The organism is Loktanella sp. 3ANDIMAR09 (assembly GCF_001420005.1).
Lineage (GTDB): Bacteria > Pseudomonadota > Alphaproteobacteria > Rhodobacterales > Rhodobacteraceae > Loktanella.
Genome location: NZ_LJAK01000017.1, coordinates 36,817 through 55,514, shown reverse-complemented (window position 1 = coordinate 55,514; position 18,698 = coordinate 36,817). Strand labels below are relative to the sequence as shown.

The window sequence follows — 18,698 nt, the reverse complement described above, 5'->3', positions numbered from 1 at the left end:
GATGACAATGGCTAAAACAATCGTCGTCAAGCAGGTGGGTTCGCCCATCCGTCGCCCCGAGAAGCAGCGCAAGACCCTGATCGGTCTGGGCCTGAACAAGATGCACCGCACCCGCGAACTGGAAGACACACCTTCGGTCCGTGGCATGGTGAATTCGATTCCGCACCTGGTGCAGATCGTCGAGGAAAAGGGCTAAACCCTCTTTCTTTGGTCGGATTTTGGAACGCCCGCAGCAGCACGCTGCGGGCGTTCTGCGTTGCAGCATTTGCATATCGGGTCTGTCGCGCTGTGCGTTGTTTGCATAGGGCGACAGGCCTATCTGAGTGTCACGAAAGAGATAACCGGCCTGCACAGTACCGCGGGCACCTGAACCCGAAGGACGTACAGATGACTTTTGCAAACACATTCACCGCCACGAACACCGACACACTGCTGGGCCGCATTGCCGCACGCGTGCGCACTGCGGCAGCCCGTCGCAGCGCCTATGTGCGCACCCGCGATGAACTGTCGGCCATGACCGATTACGAACTGGCCGACATCGGCCTGACCCGCGGCATGATCCCGACCGTGGCAAGCGAAGCAGCCGCACTGGCCGCCTGAGCGTTGCGACCAGACTGATTGAAAACGCCCCGCCCTGACCGGCGGGGCGTCTTGCGTTTGGGGAACTGCCTGTGGCCTATCATGGTTTGACCGGGGACAAGTGAGGTAGCCTGATGATCATTCCGACCCAGACGACCTGCGAACACCGTGGGCGGACCCTTGTCGGGTCGGTTTTCGGGGCCGCGCGCCCACGTGGCGTGGCGCTGTTCAATCACGGGATCAGTGCAAACCGGATTGGTCCGCGTCGGTTCTACACGCAGATCGCACAGGCCCTTGCCGCTGCCGGGATCACGGTGGCCCTGTACGACCGTATTGGCCATGGGGAAAGTGACGGAACCATGGACCAGATCACGATTCCGGACGAACTGGACCAGATCGCTGCGATGATCGACGCGCAGGCACCGGGCGGGGGGGTGCACCTGATCGGTCACTCGCTGGGTGCTATGGAAAGCGCGGTGATCGCGGGCCGTATGCCCGACCGGGTCGCCACACTGACATTGTTCGCGCCAGCGGCTTATGTCGCGGATGAAATCAACGGCGGACATGTGCTGGGCAAACCGATCGATCCGATCATGAAGGGTGGCACGGTGGACCATGCGGGCCAACTCGTCGGCAAGCCGCTGGTTGATTCGGTCTTGGCGGGCTTTGATCCCTATGCCGGGCTGCGGGCCTATACCGGTCCTGTTCATATCCATCACGGCACGAACGACGAGGTCGTGCCGATGAAATACGCCGCACACTATCGCGAGATATGGGGCGAGCAGGCGCAACTGACCCGGCATGACACCGACCACAGTTTTTCAAGCGTGGCGGTGCGCGACGCACTGGCCAGGGCGACCGTGGCGGACATCACCCGCCATTCTTGACGCGCGGTGAGTGCGGGGCTATACGCCGCCGGTCTGCACCCCTTGGGTGCGACTCAATGTAATGCCGTGTGCCCCGTTCCCGTCGCTGGGTGGGGTCCTCCGGCCAAGGAGATAGCGACAATGTTTAAACTGAACGAACTGTCCGACAACGCAGGCGCAACCCACCGCAAGAAGCGCGTTGGCCGTGGTGCTGGTTCCGGCAAGGGTAAGACCGGTGGCCGTGGTATCAAGGGCCAGAAGTCGCGCTCTGGTGTGGCGATCAAGGGCTATGAGGGCGGCCAGATGCCGCTGTACCAACGCCTGCCCAAGCGTGGTTTCAACAACATCAACGCCAAGACCTATTCCGTTGTGAACCTGGGCCTGATCCAGAAATTCATCGACGCCGGCAAGATCGACATCAGCAACGAGCTGACCGAGGACGCGCTGATCGCATCCGGTCTGATCCGCCGCCGCAAGGACGGTATCCGCGTTCTGGCCAAAGGCGAACTGACGTCCAAGATCACGCTGAACGTGACCGGTGCATCCAAGGGTGCGATCGAGGCGGTCGAAAAGGCTGGTGGTTCCGTCACCGTTGCAGCCCCGAAAGCGGCCGCAGACGCCTGATCGCTTGTGGGTCGGGGAAACCTGCCCTAGATAGGATCAACGTTTTCCAAACGCCGCCGACCGGGAAACCGTTGGGCGGCGTTTTTATTATCGAAGAGGCCTTTGCATGGCATCCGCAGCAGAACAAATGGCATCCAACATGAGTTGGGGCGCTTTCGGCAAGGCGAAGGAGCTTCGCAGCCGAATCCTTTTCACCATCGGGCTTTTGTGTGTCTACCGACTGGGCACCTATATCCCGGTCCCGGGGATCGACGGCGTGCAGTTGCGCGCCTTCATGGACGACGCAGCCGCCGGAATCGGTGGCATCCTGTCGATGTTCACCGGTGGTGCGCTGTCGCGGATGGGTATCTTTGCCCTGGGCATCATGCCTTATATTTCGGCCTCGATCATCGTGCAGCTGCTGGGCGCGATGTGGGAACCGCTGAAAAACCTGAAAAAAGAGGGTGAACAGGGTCGTCGCAAGATGAACCAATACACCCGTTATGGCACCGTGGCGCTGGCGACGGCGCAGGCTTACGGTCTGGCCAAGTCGCTGGAGGCGGGCGGTTTGGCCGCCGATCCGGGTCTGTTCTTTACGGCGAGCTGTGTCATCACCATCGTCGGGGGCACCATGTTCCTGATGTGGCTGGGTGAGCAGATCACCGCACGCGGCATCGGCAACGGTATCTCCTTGATCATTTTCGTCGGCATCATCGCGGAAATTCCGGCCGCGCTTGCGCAGTTCCTGAGCCAGGGCCGGTCCGGTGCGATCAGCCCGTTCGTGATCGTCGGTGTCATCATCATGGTGATTGCGGTGCTGACCTTTGTGGTGTTCATGGAACGCTCGCTGCGCAAGATCCACATCCAGTATCCACGCCAACAGCGCGGCATGAAGGTCTATGACGGGTCGTCCAGCCACCTGCCGATCAAGGTAAACCCTGCCGGCGTGATCCCCGCGATCTTTGCCAGCGCGCTGCTGCTGCTGCCGACAACGATCAGCACGTTTTCGGGTGGATCGAACAGCCCGTTCATGTCGGCACTGCTGGCCTATTTCGGACCGGGCCAGCCGCTGTACCTGCTGTTTTTCACATTCATGATCGTGTTCTTCACCTATTTTTACACCCGTGAAGTCGCGTTCAAGACCGAGGACGTCGCCGAAAACCTCAAGAACCAGAACGGTTTCGTGCCGGGTATTCGTCCGGGTCAGAAAACCAAGGAATACCTCGACTACGTTGTGACCCGTATTCTGGTGCTGGGGTCCGGCTATCTGGCGCTGGTCGCGCTGTTGCCGGAAATCATCCGCAGCCAGTTCGCGATCCCGTTCTATTTCGGCGGCACATCCGTGCTGATTATCGTGTCGGTGGGGATGGACACCATTCAGCAGATACAGTCACATCTGCTGGCGCATCAGTATGAGGGACTGATCGAGAAATCACAGTTGCGCGGCAAGCGCGGCGGCACGAAGCGGAGGGGGCCAGCGCGCCGATGAACATTATCCTGTTGGGACCGCCGGGGGCGGGAAAGGGCACGCAAGCGCGTCGCCTGGTCGAAGAACGCAATCTGGTGCAGCTGTCCACGGGTGACATGCTGCGCGCCGCCCGGACATCGGGCACCGAGATGGGCCAGATGGTCGCCGGGGTCATGGACCGGGGTGAGCTGGTCACCGATGAGATCGTGATTGGTCTGATCCGTGAACAGCTGACCAACGACGACGGCGCTGACGGCTATATCTTTGACGGGTTTCCCCGCACGCTGGCACAGGCCGACGCGCTGGGTGATCTGCTGAAGGAACTGGGTGAGGATCTGGACCGCGTCGTCTTGATGGAAGTCGATGACGAGGCGCTGGTCGCCCGGATCACGGCCCGTTCAACCTGTGCCAACTGCGGTGAGGTCTATAACGACAACACCAAACCGGTTCCGGACGACGGCGTCTGCGTCAGCTGCGGCGAAAAGGCAGAGTTCACGCGCCGCGCGGACGACAACGAAGATAGTCTGAAAACCCGCCTTCTGGCCTATTACAAACAGACCAGCCCGCTGGTCGGTTACTATTACGCCAAGGACGACCTGAGCACGGTCGACGGCCTGCAATCAATGGACGATGTGTCGGCTGCGATCCGCGCTGCACTGGCCTGATACGCCAATGGTGAACAGGGGGTTGACCCCCTGTTGCCTTGCTCCTAAACACCCGCATCCCGCGAGGGAATCATTCTTGGTGTCCGGGTCGCACCCACGCCGCCAAGATTACCTCATATGACACCGGCCTGCCGTGAAAACCGGTAGGCCTGCGTTGTGAAAAAAGGGTCTGGCATGACGGACCCGCAACGAAAAGGATTGCTATTTTGGCACGTATCGCTGGGGTTAACATCCCGTCTGGTAAGCGCGTTCCCATCGCACTGACCTATATCACCGGTATCGGCAACACGACCGCTGAAACCATCTGTGAAGCTGTCGGCATCGACCGCGCACGCCGCGTGAACGACCTGTCCGACGCCGAAATCCTCAAGGTGCGCGAGTATATCGACGAGCATCTGACCGTCGAGGGTGACCTGCGTCGTGAGACCCAGATGAACATCAAGCGTCTGATGGACCTCGGTTCGTACCGTGGCCTGCGTCACCGCCGGAACCTGCCGGTTCGCGGTCAGCGGACCCACACCAACGCACGCACGCGCAAGGGCCCCGCAAAGGCCATCGCCGGCAAGAAGAAATAAGGAGGCTCCATCATGGCACGTGATACTCGTCGTGGGGGCAAGAAGAAGGTCTCCAAGAACATCGCCGCTGGTGTGGCGCATGTGAACTCTTCGTTCAACAACACGAAAATCCTGATTTCCGACGTTCAGGGCAATGCAATTGCGTGGTCCTCTGCCGGTACCATGGGTTTCAAGGGGTCGCGTAAATCGACACCCTACGCCGCCCAGATGGCCGCAGAAGACGCCGGCAAGAAAGCACAGGACCACGGCGTGAAAACGCTGGAAGTCGAAGTGCAGGGCCCCGGTTCCGGCCGCGAAAGCGCGCTGCGCGCCCTGGCCGCCGTCGGTTTCAACATCACGTCGATCCGTGATGTGACGCCGATGGCCCACAACGGCTGCCGCCCCCCAAAGCGTCGCCGCGTCTAAGCCTATTTATGGTGATGGGGCCGTGCATCCGCACGGCCCCGTTGCGCCGTTTTGAAACCTCGAGCGTCGGACCTTTTGGACATAGGGTCGGGCAAGGATGGAGGGACATATGATCCACAAGAACTGGGCCGAACTGATTAAACCGTCGCAACTGGACGTCAAGCCGGGCAACGACCCCGCACGCCAGGCGACCGTGACCGCCGAACCGCTGGAACGCGGCTTTGGTCTGACGCTGGGCAACGCGCTGCGCCGCGTGCTGATGTCGTCGCTGCAAGGCGCTGCCATCACCGCCGTTCAGATCGACAACGTCCTGCATGAATTTTCGTCCGTGGCCGGTGTGCGTGAAGACGTGACCGACATCGTTCTGAACCTCAAGGGTGTGGCAATCCGCATGGACGTCGAAGGCCCCAAGCGTCTGAGCGTTCAGGCCAAGGGTCCGGGCATCGTGACGGCTGGCGATATCTCGGAAACCGCCGGGATCGAGATCCTGAACAAGGATCACGTGATCTGCCACCTGGACGACGGTGCCGATCTCTACATGGAACTGACCGTCAACACCGGTAAGGGCTATGTCGCCGCCGACAAGAACAAGCCCGAGGATGCACCGATCGGCATGATCGCCATCGATGCGATCTATTCCCCGGTCAAGAAGGTCAGCTATGACGTACAGCCGACCCGCGAGGGCCAGGTGCTGGACTATGACAAGCTGACGATGAAAATCGAAACCGACGGTTCGCTGACGCCTGATGATGCCGTGGCCTATGCCGCCCGTATCCTTCAGGACCAGTTGCAGGTCTTCGTCAACTTTGACGAGCCGGAATCCGCATCCGCCGGTGGCGATGATGACGGTCTGGAATTCAACCCGCTGCTGCTCAAGAAGGTGGACGAGCTGGAACTGTCTGTCCGTTCGGCAAACTGCCTCAAGAACGACAACATCGTCTATATCGGCGACCTGATCCAGAAAACCGAAGCCGAAATGCTGCGCACGCCGAACTTTGGCCGCAAGTCCCTGAACGAGATCAAGGAAGTGCTGTCCGGCATGGGTCTGCACCTTGGCATGGACGTCGAGGACTGGCCGCCAGACAACATCGAAGACCTGGCCAAGAAGTTCGAAGACCAGTTCTAAGAGATACGCGCCCCGGTCATGATCGGGGCGCGGCAATGCCCGCAATGGCGGGGAAGATCCGGGCATGGTGCCCCAATAACGGAGCTACGCGTCATCGCATCGCGGGCCCATCATAAAACGTAATGGAGACTTAACATGCGTCACGCACGTGGATACCGCCGCCTGAACCGCACCCATGAACACCGCAAGGCGCTGTTCGCGAACATGGCTGGCTCGCTCATCGAACATGAGCAGATCAAGACGACCCTGCCCAAGGCCAAAGAACTCAAGCGCGTCATCGACAAGCTGATCACGCTGGGCAAGCGCGGCGACCTGCACGCCCGCCGCATGGCCAATGCGCAGCTGAAGCAGGAAATGCACACTGCCAAACTGTTCGAAATCCTGGGGCCACGCTACCAGGACCGTCAGGGTGGCTACTGCCGCGTCCTGAAGGCCGGTTTCCGTTATGGCGACATGGCCCCGATGGCGATCATCGAACTGGTTGACCGCGACCGCGACGCCAAGGGTGCCGCCGACAAGGCCCGTCTGGCCGAAGAAGATTCCGCCGAAAGCTAAGCTGACGGCAGTTCGTCAAAGAGGCCCGGTCGCAAGATCGGGCCTTTTTTGTGTTTGACGGTCAAAAATTCGCCACGCGGCGAAAATATCCATTAGTAACAATTTTATAAAACCGCAGCGATACTGTCGGTGACCCAATGTAGATCAGGCCATGACCGTCCAATCCGAGATCGAAAGACACACGCGCGAACTGGTGAAAATGGCCCCCTCGGGGCTGTTCTATGCGCTGCATTTTCGGTTCGCGCTGCCCCTGATGCATTATCACAGCTATCCGCGCGACTGGACGGACCGTTATACGGAACGGGCCTATGCGCTGCGTGATCCGATCATCCTGTGGGGGTTCGGGAATACCGGCACCGCCCGTTGGTCTGAAATCCAGCTGCCCGATCCTGAGAACATTATCGGGCAGGCCCGCGAATTCGGCATGAACTACGGGTTTGTCGTGGCGACAGGGTCGATCAAGTCCCGGACCGTGGCATCCGCCGCCCGTGCAGAACGCGAGTTCACCCAGAGCGAGATTACCCAGTTTGCCGAAACGATCGAAACGATGCATCGTCTGGTTGAACCACCCGGTTCGCTGTCCGCCGCACAGATCGAGGCATTGGCGCTGATCGCGGGCGGTGATCGCCATGCGGCCGCTGCTGCAAAGCTGGGCATTTCAGAAAGCGCCCTGAAGGCGCGACTTGCTGCCGCACGTACCAATCTGAAAGCAAGAACAACGGTTGAAGCGATCCAGAGGGCTCGCAACTACAAGTTGCTCTAAACACTTTTTTAAGCATGACTCCGAAACGATGACCTGCCGTCGTCGCCTTTTCATTCATCGGAGAAACAATCATGCAAGCAACCACGCTATCCTTTGCCAATCTGCACAATCATGGCGAGCTTTTCGCAAACATCCTGCGCGCACGGCGCGAATCGTTCATCGTCCGGAACAATTGGAAACTGCCCGAGAGCATGGGCATGGAATTCGACCAGTATGATACACCTGCGTCACGTTGGCTCGCGGTTCATGATGTCGATGGGCGGGTGCTGGCGGGCGTGCGTCTGACACCGACAACCGCGCAATGCGGTGTCTATTCCTACATGATCCGTGATGCGCAAAACGGGCTGTTGTCGTCGATCCCCGATGACCTGTTGTTCGGCGCGGCACCGGTGGACAGTGCCACATGGGAGGTCACGCGCGGTTTCATTGTCCATGACCTGCCCGCAGCCCAGCGTCAGCGGGTCCGCATCCGGCTGGTCAACCAGATGCTGCGCACCGCCCGCACCGAAGGGATCGGCCGCATGATCGCGCTGTTGCCGTCGAACTGGGGCCGTTGGGCCGGGCGCTGTCATCTGACGATGGAACCCGCCGGCCGCAACATGAACATGGGCGGGATCGACTATCAGGCCGTCTGGATCGGATTTGCCCGCCAGATGCACTGACGCTTTGCCAAGTTGCCGGGCAAGGCTTATCTGTCGCAGATGGCTGATTTGTTCGACTCTGACCCTCCTCATGCGAAACCTGCCGGTCCGCGCCCCCTTGCGGATCGGCTTCGACCGCGCGCCTTGTCGCAGGTGATCGGGCAGCAGCAGGTGCTGGGACCGGATGCACCGCTGGGCGCGATGCTGGCGTCTGGCAGTCTGTCGTCACTGGTGTTCTGGGGGCCGCCGGGTGTCGGCAAGACGACGATCGCGCGGCTGCTGGCCAATGAATCCGACCTGCATTTCGTTCAGATCAGCGCGATTTTCACTGGCGTGCCGGACCTGCGCAAAGTGTTCGAGGCGGCCAAGATCAGGCGTGCCAACGGGCAAGGCACGCTGTTGTTCGTGGACGAGATCCACCGGTTCAACAAGGCGCAGCAGGACGGTTTCCTGCCCTACATGGAGGACGGAACCATCCTGCTGGTCGGGGCCACGACGGAAAATCCAAGCTTCGAGCTGAACGCCGCGCTTTTGTCGCGGTCGCAGGTGCTGATCCTGACGCGGCTGAACGAGGATGACCTCGAACTGCTGGCCCAACGGGCCGAGGCGGAACTGGGCCGTGCGTTGCCGCTGGACGGCTCTGCGCGTGCGGCGTTGATCAACATGGCGGATGGTGACGGGCGGTCGCTGCTGAATCTGATCGAACAGATCGCAGGCTGGAAAACGGACAAACCGCTGGGGGTCGATACGCTGACCAGTCGGTTGATGAAGCGTGCGGCCAAATACGACAAATCGGGTGATGAACATTACAACCTGATTTCGGCCTTGCACAAATCCGTGCGCGGATCGGACCCTGATGCCGCACTTTATTGGCTGGCGCGGATGCTGACGGGCGGTGAGGACCCGCGATACCTGGCGCGGCGTATCGTGCGGATGGCGGTCGAGGATATCGGGCTGGCTGATCCGCAGGCACAACACGTCTGCCTGCAAGCTTGGGAAACCTACGAACGGCTGGGCAGTCCAGAGGGCGAATTGGCGCTGGGGCAGGCGGTGACGTATCTGGCGCTCGCGCCGAAATCCAACGCAGGCTATGTGGCGTTCAAGGCGGCGATGGTGGCCGCGAAAAAAACCGGGTCCGAACCGCCACCGGCCCACATCCTGAATGCACCGACCTCGCTAATGAAAGAACAGGGGTTCGGTGCGGGCTATGCCTATGACCACGACGCCGAGGACGGGTTTTCCGGTCAGGACTATTTCCCCGAAGGCATGAAGCGCGGCATTTACTATCTGCCTGTCGATCGCGGGTTCGAGCGTGATCTGAAAAAGCGGCTGGATTTCTTTGCCGGGTTGCGGGCCAAGCGCAAGGCCCGCCAGAATTGACTTCTACCGCGCCAGGGGCCAGAGAGCGCGGATGATTTTGACAGGCATCTCTGTGGCATTGGGCGGCGCGATTGGTGCGACCCTGCGGTGGCTGACCGGGCTGTGGGCGCTGCGCGTCATGGGGCCGGGTTTCCCCTGGGCCACGTTGTGCGTCAACGTGGTCGGGTCGTTCCTGATGGGCGTGCTGGTCGTGCTGCTGGCGGAACGGTCCGGCAATCGGTTCGCACCGTTTATGATGACCGGGGTCTTGGGTGGGTTCACCACGTTTTCCGCGTTCTCACTGGATGCGATCCGCCTGATCGAGACGGGCCAGCTGGGGCTGGCGGGATTATATGTGGGGGCCAGCGTTGGCGTGGCCCTGTTGGCGCTGTTCGCGGGCCTGATCGTGACAAGGATGATGATATGAGTGGCGTACAAACACGCACAATCGGTGACGACGACGGTGATCAGCGGGTGGACCGCTATCTGCGGCGGCTGTTTCCACACCTGACGCAGGGGCGCATCGAAAAGATGTGCCGCAAGGGCGACGTGCGCGTCGACGGCGGGCGGGTGAAATCCAACACCCGGCTGGAAGTGGGGCAGACGATCCGCATTCCGCCGCTGCCGACCGAGGAACAGGTTGCCGCCGAACGGTCCATGCTGAAACAGGGCGTGACCAAGGCGGATGCCGCGCTGATCCAGTCCTGCGTGATCTACCGCGACGACCATATCATCGCGATCAACAAACCGGCGGGTCTGGCGACGCAGGGCGGGTCGAAAACCACGCGGCACGTGGACGGCATGGCCGAGGCGTTGACCTTTGGCTACGACGAAAAGCCCCGTCTGGTGCACCGGCTGGACCGCGACACCAGCGGCGTGTTGCTGCTGGCGCGCACGCGCATGATGGCCAAGGCGCTGACAGAGAACCTCAAGCATCACGCCACGCGCAAGATCTACTGGGCCGCTGTTGCCGGCACACCGCATCCGCGCGCGGGCACGATCAAATACGGTCTGGTCAAGGCGGGCGGTCACGGCCATCACGGCGAGGGTGAAAAGATGCACTGCATCCACCCGCGCGAGGTCGATACGACCGAAGGTGCCAAGCGCGCGACGACGGATTACGCCGTGCTGGATACCTTGGGTGGTCGCGCGTCCTGGGTGGCGCTGGTCCCGATCACGGGTCGCACGCACCAGCTGCGCGCCCATATGGCCGAGATGGGGCATCCGATCATTGGTGACGGCAAATACGGCGGGTCGAGCCAGGAAAACCTAGGCGATGGCTGGGGCGCTGGCATGGGTGGCGACATCAGCCGCAAGATGCACCTGCATGCCCGGTCGCTGACGATTGAACATCCTGAAACCGGTGCCATCCTGCATCTGACCGCACCGATGCCCGACCACATGAAACGCACCTGGGATTTCGTGGGCTGGGTCGAGGCGCATGCGCCCGTCGATCCGTTCAACATGCCTGACTGATGGACCTGCGGCTGGTGATATTCGACGTGGACGGCACGCTGGTGAACAGCCGCGCCGCCATCGTTCATGCGATGCGGGCGGGCTTTGCCGCTGTGGGGCGCGACTATCCGGGTGATGCCGCCTGCCTGCGCGGCGTCGGCCTGTCCGTTGACGTCATGTTCCGCGCCCTTGTGCCCGATGCGCCGGACGCAGAACGGGTCGCACTGCGCAGCGCCTATCAGCAGGCTTATTACGACCATCGAGCATCGTTGGGCAGCGAGGCGATGGCACCGTTTTATGACGGTGCCCGCGACGCCTTGGACCGGTTTCGCGCGCAGGACACGATGCTGATGGCGGCAGCGACGGGGAAATCGCTGCGCGGCATGCAGGCGATGATCGCGGATCACGGGCTGGAAGGCTATTTCCAGAGCGTGCAGACCGCCGACCATCATCCATCCAAGCCGCATCCGTCCATGATCCAACAGGTGCTGGCCGATACCGGCGTCGATCCTGCACGCGCGGTCATGGTGGGCGATACCAGTTTCGACATGCAGATGGGGCGGGCCGCAGGCGTCGCCACCATCGGGGTCAGCTGGGGCTATCACCCGCCAGAGGCCCTGGACGCCGACCGGATCATCACCGATTTCGCGCAGCTCGACGCGGCTGTTGATGCGCTGACAGGAGAACACCCATGAATGACTGGGCACCGAAACGTTTCTGGACCATGGCCGAGGTCGTGACCCGTGATGGCGGGTTCGCCGTTGATCTGGATGGTCGTCCGGTCAAGACGCCCTACAAGACGCCCCTGGTGATGCCGACCCGCGCCCTTGCAGAGGCCGTGGCGGTCGAATGGCAGGCACAGGTCGAGGTGATCGACCCCCAGACCATGCCCGTGACTCGGGCCGCAAATTCAGCCATCGACAAGGTAACGCCACAACGCGCCGAGGTTGCCGCGATGCTGGCATCCTATGGGCAGAGTGATCTGCTGTGCTACCGCGCGACGGCACCCGAGGCGCTGATCGCGCAGCAGGATGCTGCGTGGAATCCCTGGCTGTCCTGGGCAGCACAGGTCTTGGATGCCCCCCTGCACGTGACCGCCGGGATCATGCCGATCGACCAGCCGACCGAATCGTTGCAACGCCTCCACGCGCTGGTGGACGCCTATGATCCGTGGGAATTGACCGGTTTTCACGATCTCGTACAACTGTCGGGCTCGCTCGTGCTGGCGCTTGCCGTGGCTACTGGCAAGCTGACGCCGCAGGACGCCTGGACCCTGAGCCGGATCGACGAGGATTTCCAGATCAGCCAGTGGGGCGACGACGAAGAGGCCATGCACGTCGCCGCGATCAAGGCGCAGGCGTTTTCCGACGCTGCCCAATTCATGGTCATGGCCCGGTCGATTTAGCGGTCAATTCCGCCCATTTGGGGGGCAGATGTCGAACGAATGGGCATTTGACGCGCTGTCTTGTGCAACATGTACTTGACCTTTCGGCGGCTTATCGCCCAGTTTGTTTGCAGGTGAAGGATCAACCTTCTTACCGCTAACGTCCAATTGGACGAAATAATTGGCTGCCCCCGATGTGGGGTGGGAACTCAGGAAGAGGTATAAATGAAAAAGACGATTTTTCTCGGAACGCTGACCGTTGCCGGTCTGTGTGCTGCCGCTGCAAGCGCGGCAACGCTTGACGACGTCAAGGCACGCGGCAATCTGAACTGTGGTGTGACGACTGGTCTGACCGGTTTCGCAGCACCCGACGCAAACGGCGTCTGGGAAGGTTTCGACGTCGACGTGTGCCGTGCCGTTGCTGCTGCGATCTTTGGTGACGAGAACGCTGTCGAATTCGTCCCTACGACCGGTGAAACCCGTTTCACCGCGCTGTCGTCCGGCGAAATCGACCTGCTGGCCCGTAACACCACCTGGACCATGTCCCGTGACACCGACCTGAAGTTCGACTTTATCGGCGTGAACTACTACGACGGTCAGGGTTTCATGGTCCCGCGCGAGCTGGGTGTGACCTCTGCCAAGGAACTGGATGGCGCCACCGTGTGTATCCAGACCGGCACCACGACCGAGCTGAACCTGGCCGACTATTTCCGCGCCAACAACATCAGCTATGAGCCGGTTCCGATCCAGACCAACGCCGAAGCACAGCAGCAGTATCTGGCTGGTGCATGTGACGTCTACACGACCGACGCATCCGGCCTGGCCGCGACACGTGCCACGTTCGAAGCCCCCGCAGACCACGTGCTGCTGCCCGAAATCATCTCCAAGGAACCGCTGGGCCCGCTGGTCCGTCACGGTGACAACGAGTGGGGCGATCTGACGATGTGGGTGCTGAACGCACTGATCGCAGCCGAAGAGCTGGGCATCACCTCTGCAAACATCGCAGACATGTCTGCTGCACCGACCAACAACCCCGAAGTGAACCGTATTCTGGGCACCGAAGGCGAGCTGGGCGCGATGATCGGCCTCGAGGCTGACTGGGCCAAGAACGCGATCATGGCCGGCGGCAACTATGGCGAGATCTTTGAGCGCAACATCGGTGAGAACACCCCGATCGGTCTGGCGCGCGGTCTGAACGCACAGTGGACCGACGGCGGCCTGCTGTACGCACCCCCGTTCCGCTAAAACGTTAGGCAAGGGCCCGGCAAACTGCCGGGCCTTTCGCCACAGCGACCCAAAAACAAAAAGAATGCAGAACTGACCGTGGTGCGCTGGTCAAAACCCGTGCACCTTTTTTGAATGTTAGCACTGCAACCGGGAGACACCCTATGTCATCGATGTCGGAAAACCCGCCGCGCAACAGTTTCCACCTGAGCCAACTGATCTACGATACACGTTACAGGTCCATGACGATCCAGGTCGTGACACTGGGTCTGGTGTGCGTGGGGATCTGGTGGCTGGTGGACAACCTGCTGGCCAACCTCGGCGAATTGGGGATCGAGCCCAGCTTTTCGTTCCTGAGCAGTCGCGCCGGTTACGATATCGGATCCGGATTTGGCACCGCATTGATGGGTTACACCTCTGCGAGCAGCCATCTTGATGCAGCGTTTGTCGGCATTCTGAACACGCTTCTGGTTGCCGCACTCGGCATTGTCCTTGCGACCGTCATCGGCGTGATCGCGGGTGTGCTGCGCCTGTCGAAAAACTGGCTGATCAGCCGCCTGATGGCCGTCTACGTCGAGGCCTTTCGCAACGTGCCGTTGCTGCTGTGGATCGTGTTGATCTACGCAGTCCTGTCCGAATCCATGCCCGTTCCGCGTGATTATCGCCCGAACGCAGACGGCGTTGCCAACGTCGAAATGATTTTCGGCGCGATTGCGTTTACAACGCGGTACGTCGCCATCCCCGGGCCTGTGATGGGGGCGGGTTCAGGTATCCTGTCGATCATCTTTGTGCTGTCGATCATCGGTGCAGTCGCCTACCGCCGCTATGCGAAAAAACTTCTGTTCGATACGGGTCGTCTGCTGCCCATGGTCTGGCCTGCAATCGCCATCGCCTTTGTGCCGTCCATCCTGTTTTTCTTTATTCTGGGGCGCCCGGTCAGCCTGGATTATCCGGTGATCGGGGGATTCAACTTTAGTGGCGGTATCCAGATCTCGAACCCGCTGGTTGCACTGTGGCTGGCGCTGTCACTGTACACCGGCGCGTTCATCACCGAAATCGTGCGCGCCGGTATTCTGGCCGTGTCCAAGGGCCAATCCGAGGCTTCCGAGGCGCTGGGCATGCGGGCCAACCGCACGATGAGCCTGGTGATCCTGCCGCAGGCGATGCGCGTGATCATTCCACCGCTGACGTCGCAGTATCTGAACCTGACCAAGAACTCTTCGCTGGCCATTGCCGTGGGATATGCCGACGTGCGTGCGACACTGGGTGGCATCACGCTGAACCAGACGGGGCGCGCGCTGGAATGCATGTTGCTGCTGGGCCTGTTCTATCTGGCGCTGTCGCTGATCATCTCTTTTGTGATGAACATCATCAACAATTCCATGAAGCTGGAGGAGCGTTAAGATGAGCGATACCGACGCACACGTCACGAACGCCTATTTCCGCGAAACCATGATCGCCCAGCAACCGCCACCCGCGACGGAAACCGGCGCGATCAAGTGGTTGCGCGAGAACCTGTTTCCCACCTGGCTGAACGCCATTGGTACAGTGATCGCTCTTTATGTGATCTATTTCATCATCAGCCATGCGGCCCCCTGGTTCCTGAACGGGATCTGGAACGCATCATCGCTGACCGAATGTCGTGAAATCCGCAACGCAACGCTTGGGCCTGATGCCTCTGCCGCCTGTTTCGCCGTGATCAGCGACCGCTGGAAGCAGCTTTTGTTCGGATTCTATCCGTCCGAGGCCTATTGGCGCCCCGTTGTGGCGCTGGTGATCCTGCTGGCCGGTCTGGCACCGGTGCTGTTCGGGTCGATCCCGCGCCGGTTCATGGCATTTTCGCTGGCCTCGCCCTTTATCATCTTTTTCCTGCTGTGGGGCGGGTCGATCTGGCTGCCGATCGCGATTGCGGCCGGTTTCGTCATCGGCTTCTATGTGGCAAAGGCGCTGGCATCGGTGAACCAGATCGTCGCGCTCTTGGGGGTGGTCATCGTGCCGATCCTCTATTGGTTCTTTGTGATGATGCCGCTGGTGAACATGCTGCAAGGCTTTCTGCCCATCGGCATCATGGCCATCGAATCCAAGCAATTCGGCGGTTTCATGCTGTCGATCGTCATCGGTGTTGCGGCCATCGTGCTGTCGCTGCCGCTGGGCATCATGCTGGCGCTGGGCCGCGCGTCGGACCTGTTCATCGTGAACAAGCTGTCCGTCGGTTTCATCGAAATCATCCGTGGTGTGCCGCTGATCGTCTGGCTGTTCACCGCATCGCTGCTGCTGAACTATTTCCTGCCGCCGGGCACCAATTTTGACCTGACACTACGCGTCATCATCATGGTGACACTGTTTTCAGCGGCCTATATCGCCGAGGTCGTGCGCGGCGGCCTGGCTGCCGTGCCCAAGGGCCAGTACGAGGGCGCGGACAGCCTTGGTCTGGACTATTGGCAGTCGATGCGTCTGATCGTCCTGCCGCAGGCGCTGAAAATCTCGATCCCGGGAATCGTGAACACCTTTATCGGGTTGTTCAAGGATACCACGCTGGTCGTGTTCATCGGCCTGCTGGACCCGCTGGGTCTGACCAATTCGATCCGCGCCAGCACCGACTGGAACGGCATCTATTGGGAACTCTATGTCTTTATCGGTCTGCTGTTCTTTGTCGCGTGCTACGCGATGGGCCGATATTCCATGTACCTGGAGCGCAAGCTTCAGCGTGAAAACCGCTAAGGGAGGCCAGACATGTCTGAAGCCGTTCAGGACCGCACCATCGACCGCAGCCAGATGAAGGTCAGCGACGAGGTTGCGATCGAAATCAGCAACATGAACAAGTGGTACGGAACGTTTCACGTGCTGCGCGACATCAACCTGACCGTGCAGCGCGGCGAGCGCATCGTCATCTGCGGCCCCTCGGGGTCCGGCAAATCGACGCTGATCCGCTGCATCAACCGGCTGGAGGAACACCAGAAGGGCAGCATCATCGTGGACGGCACCGAATTGTCCTCCGACCTGAAAAACATCGACAAGATCCGGTCAGAGGTCGGCATGTGCTTTCAGCACTTTAACCTGTTTCCGCATCTGACGATCCTGGAGAACTGCACGCTGGCCCCCATCTGGGTGCGCAAGACGCCCAAGAAAGAGGCCGAAGCCACGGCCATGCATTTTCTGGAAAAGGTCAAGATTCCCGATCAGGCGCATAAATATCCGGGCCAGCTGTCCGGCGGTCAGCAGCAGCGCGTCGCCATCGCGCGGTCGCTGTGCATGAAGCCGCGGATCATGCTGTTCGACGAACCGACATCCGCCCTGGACCCCGAGATGATCAAAGAGGTGCTCGATACCATGATCGAGCTGGCGGAAGAGGGTATGACCATGTTGTGCGTGACGCATGAGATGGGTTTTGCGCAGGCCGTCGCCAACCGGGTGATCTTTATGGACCAGGGGCAGATCGTCGAACAGAACGAGCCGAAAGAGTTCTTTAACAACCCGCAGTCGGACCGGACAAAACTGTTCCTGAGCCAGATCCTGGGACACTAGGGTTCAGCCAGCCCGGCGCAAAAGGGTCGGATTCGCCGTTGGCAAAACCGATGCCTCCGGCGGGGATATTTTTGACCAGAAGAAGTGAGGGTCGCACCAGGGGTGCGGCCCTTATGCGTTCAAGGAGCGTGGGGTCACGAAGGCGGTGCAGATACCCGTGGTGATGCTGGACCAATCCGGGGCATCAAAGGTCAGAACCGTGGTTGCGGATGTCGGATAGCTGCCAAAACGCGGGTCGGTCGGGGGCTGGTGGGCGAGCCTTGTCGCGAGATCACCAATCCCGGGGTTATGGGCGATGACGGCTATGGTCGCGGCCGTCTGTTTCGCGATGTGTCGCAGCAGCTGGTCGCTGGACGCAAGATAAAGCGCATCCACCAGCGTCAATGTGCCGGGCAAATCGAGGGCTGTGGCCGTTTCGCGTGTGCGCTGCGCGGATGAGCACAGGATGACATCTGGGGCGTGCCCCTGTGCGCGCAGCCATGCGCCTATTGCCGCAGCGTCGGTCCGGCCGCGGTCCGTGAGGGTGCGGTCATAATCGTCCAGAGCGTCGTCGTCCCAGCCCGATTTCCCGTGCCGGATCAGGATCAGCTTGCTCGTCACGTGGCGCTGCCGCGGGTTTTGACACGCGTTTCAGAGCTGCGGATGATCGAGCCCGCGCCATGTTCGGTGAACAGTTCCAGCAGCGAGGCATTGGGCAGACGCCCGTCCAGGATCACAACGGCCCGCACGCCGTCCTCGATCGCCTTGAGCGCGGTTTCGGTTTTCGGGATCATGCCACCTGCGATCACGCCGTCCTGCGTCATCTGGCGGACCTGTTCGGGCGACAGCTGGGTGACCACCTTGCCATCCGCGTCCTTGACCCCCGATACATCGGTCAGCAGCAGCAGGCGGTCGGCCTGAAGCGCCCCGGCAATCGCGCCAGCGGCCGTGTCGCCGTTTACGTTGAAGGTTTCCAGACTGTTCATGCCGGTGGCGACGGGGGCCACGACGGGGATGATGCCCGCACCATAGAGATCGCGAAGCACCTGCACGTTCATTTCGACAGGGCGGCCGACAAAGCCCAGTTCGGGATCGTCCGCCTCTGCGACCATGAGATCATCATCCTTGCCCGAGAGGCCGACGGCCCGGCCGCCTTCGTCCATGATCGCCTGCACGATGCGTTTGTTGACAAGACCGGTCAGCACCATTTCGACCACTTCGACCGTGGCCTGATCGGTGACGCGTTTGCCGCGGATGAATTCGGATGTGATGCCCAGTTTGTCCAGCATCTGGTTGATCATCGGGCCGCCGCCGTGCACCACGACCGGGTTCATGCCCACCTGTTTCATCAACACGATATCGCGGGCAAAGCTGGCCATTGCATCCGCATCGCCCATGGCATTGCCGCCGAATTTGACAACGACCACAGCACCTGCGTAGCGCTGCAGGAAGGGCACTGCCTCAGACAGTGTCCGTGCCGTGCTGATCCAGTCCCGGTCCATATTCTGCGCCCTCATCGCCTGTGC

General features: G+C 60.8%; 23 protein-coding genes. 21 read left to right on the top strand and 2 right to left on the bottom strand.

Annotation, left to right across the window (positions count from 1 at the left end; all coding sequences use genetic code 11):
- Positions 1-7: 7 nt before the first annotated feature.
- From rpmD to AN189_RS17235, 21 genes are all read left to right on the top strand, one after another.
- Positions 8-196, top strand: a complete 189-nt coding sequence (rpmD, locus tag AN189_RS17335; protein ID WP_056038958.1) for a 50S ribosomal protein L30 — start codon at positions 8-10, stop codon at positions 194-196.
- A gap of 191 nt (positions 197-387) precedes the next feature.
- Positions 388-600, top strand: a complete 213-nt coding sequence (locus tag AN189_RS17330) for a DUF1127 domain-containing protein (RefSeq protein ID WP_056038956.1) — start codon at positions 388-390, stop codon at positions 598-600.
- Positions 601-713: 113 nt separating this feature from the next.
- A complete protein-coding gene (locus AN189_RS17325; RefSeq protein ID WP_056038953.1) occupies positions 714-1,466 on the top strand; it encodes an alpha/beta hydrolase in 753 nt (250 codons plus the stop codon).
- A gap of 120 nt (positions 1,467-1,586) precedes the next feature.
- Complete coding sequence (gene rplO, locus AN189_RS17320; protein ID WP_056038951.1) at positions 1,587-2,069, top strand: 50S ribosomal protein L15; 483 nt, start codon at positions 1,587-1,589, stop codon at positions 2,067-2,069.
- A 127-nt stretch (positions 2,070-2,196) separates the two neighbouring features.
- Positions 2,197-3,537 carry a preprotein translocase subunit SecY gene (gene secY, locus AN189_RS17315; protein WP_056039032.1) on the top strand — a complete coding sequence of 447 codons (1,341 nt, stop codon included), beginning with the start codon at positions 2,197-2,199 and terminating at the stop codon, positions 3,535-3,537.
- Complete coding sequence (locus AN189_RS17310; RefSeq protein ID WP_056038949.1) at positions 3,534-4,181, top strand: adenylate kinase; 648 nt, start codon at positions 3,534-3,536, stop codon at positions 4,179-4,181. Before secY ends, AN189_RS17310 begins: the two co-directional genes overlap by 4 nt.
- Positions 4,182-4,387: 206 nt before the next feature.
- On the top strand, positions 4,388-4,756 hold the full coding sequence (rpsM, locus tag AN189_RS17305) for a 30S ribosomal protein S13 (RefSeq protein ID WP_056038946.1): 369 nt from the start codon (positions 4,388-4,390) through the stop codon (positions 4,754-4,756).
- 12 nt (positions 4,757-4,768) lie between these two features.
- Positions 4,769-5,161: a 30S ribosomal protein S11 gene (gene rpsK / locus AN189_RS17300; protein ID WP_056038943.1), complete on the top strand. Its 393-nt coding sequence runs from the start codon at positions 4,769-4,771 to the stop codon at positions 5,159-5,161.
- 109 nt (positions 5,162-5,270) lie between these two features.
- Entirely contained in the window at positions 5,271-6,287 is a 1,017-nt protein-coding gene (locus AN189_RS17295; protein ID WP_056039029.1) for a DNA-directed RNA polymerase subunit alpha, read from the top strand.
- 135 nt (positions 6,288-6,422) lie between these two features.
- Positions 6,423-6,842: a 50S ribosomal protein L17 gene (gene rplQ / locus AN189_RS17290; RefSeq protein ID WP_056038942.1), complete on the top strand. Its 420-nt coding sequence runs from the start codon at positions 6,423-6,425 to the stop codon at positions 6,840-6,842.
- 151 nt (positions 6,843-6,993) lie between these two features.
- Positions 6,994-7,605 carry an autoinducer binding domain-containing protein gene (locus AN189_RS17285; protein WP_056038938.1) on the top strand — a complete coding sequence of 204 codons (612 nt, stop codon included), beginning with the start codon at positions 6,994-6,996 and terminating at the stop codon, positions 7,603-7,605.
- A gap of 71 nt (positions 7,606-7,676) precedes the next feature.
- Complete coding sequence (locus AN189_RS17280; RefSeq protein WP_056038934.1) at positions 7,677-8,267, top strand: acyl-homoserine-lactone synthase; 591 nt, start codon at positions 7,677-7,679, stop codon at positions 8,265-8,267.
- A gap of 39 nt (positions 8,268-8,306) precedes the next feature.
- On the top strand, positions 8,307-9,626 hold the full coding sequence (locus AN189_RS17275; protein ID WP_056039027.1) for a replication-associated recombination protein A: 1,320 nt from the start codon (positions 8,307-8,309) through the stop codon (positions 9,624-9,626).
- 31 nt (positions 9,627-9,657) lie between these two features.
- A complete protein-coding gene (gene crcB / locus AN189_RS17270; RefSeq protein WP_056038932.1) occupies positions 9,658-10,032 on the top strand; it encodes a fluoride efflux transporter CrcB in 375 nt (124 codons plus the stop codon).
- Entirely contained in the window at positions 10,029-11,081 is a 1,053-nt protein-coding gene (locus AN189_RS17265) for an RluA family pseudouridine synthase (protein ID WP_056038928.1), read from the top strand. The genes crcB and AN189_RS17265 overlap by 4 nt, the downstream gene beginning before the upstream one ends.
- Positions 11,081-11,755 (top strand): HAD-IA family hydrolase, encoded by a 675-nt coding sequence (locus AN189_RS17260; RefSeq protein WP_056038925.1) that lies wholly within the window; start codon positions 11,081-11,083, stop codon positions 11,753-11,755. The genes AN189_RS17265 and AN189_RS17260 overlap by 1 nt, the downstream gene beginning before the upstream one ends.
- A complete protein-coding gene (locus AN189_RS17255; protein WP_056038921.1) occupies positions 11,752-12,465 on the top strand; it encodes an ATP12 family chaperone protein in 714 nt (237 codons plus the stop codon). Before AN189_RS17260 ends, AN189_RS17255 begins: the two co-directional genes overlap by 4 nt.
- A gap of 204 nt (positions 12,466-12,669) precedes the next feature.
- Complete coding sequence (locus AN189_RS17250; RefSeq protein WP_056038918.1) at positions 12,670-13,689, top strand: amino acid ABC transporter substrate-binding protein; 1,020 nt, start codon at positions 12,670-12,672, stop codon at positions 13,687-13,689.
- A gap of 143 nt (positions 13,690-13,832) precedes the next feature.
- The gene (locus AN189_RS17245; protein WP_056038916.1) at positions 13,833-15,071 is read left to right on the top strand and encodes an amino acid ABC transporter permease; all 1,239 of its coding nucleotides are present in this window, start codon (positions 13,833-13,835) and stop codon (positions 15,069-15,071) included.
- Position 15,072: 1 nt separating this feature from the next.
- Positions 15,073-16,389 carry an amino acid ABC transporter permease gene (locus AN189_RS17240; protein WP_056038914.1) on the top strand — a complete coding sequence of 439 codons (1,317 nt, stop codon included), beginning with the start codon at positions 15,073-15,075 and terminating at the stop codon, positions 16,387-16,389.
- A 12-nt stretch (positions 16,390-16,401) separates the two neighbouring features.
- Positions 16,402-17,193 (top strand): amino acid ABC transporter ATP-binding protein, encoded by a 792-nt coding sequence (locus AN189_RS17235; RefSeq protein WP_056038909.1) that lies wholly within the window; start codon positions 16,402-16,404, stop codon positions 17,191-17,193.
- Between the two features lie 111 nt (positions 17,194-17,304).
- Here AN189_RS17235 and AN189_RS17230 read toward each other — a convergent pair whose 3' ends face one another.
- Positions 17,305-17,793, bottom strand: coding sequence for a histidine phosphatase family protein (locus tag AN189_RS17230; RefSeq protein ID WP_056038906.1), 489 nt, complete (start codon positions 17,791-17,793; stop codon positions 17,305-17,307).
- Positions 17,790-18,689, bottom strand: coding sequence for an acetylglutamate kinase (gene argB / locus AN189_RS17225; protein ID WP_056038904.1), 900 nt, complete (start codon positions 18,687-18,689; stop codon positions 17,790-17,792). The genes AN189_RS17230 and argB overlap by 4 nt, the downstream gene beginning before the upstream one ends.
- Positions 18,690-18,698 lie beyond the last annotated feature (9 nt).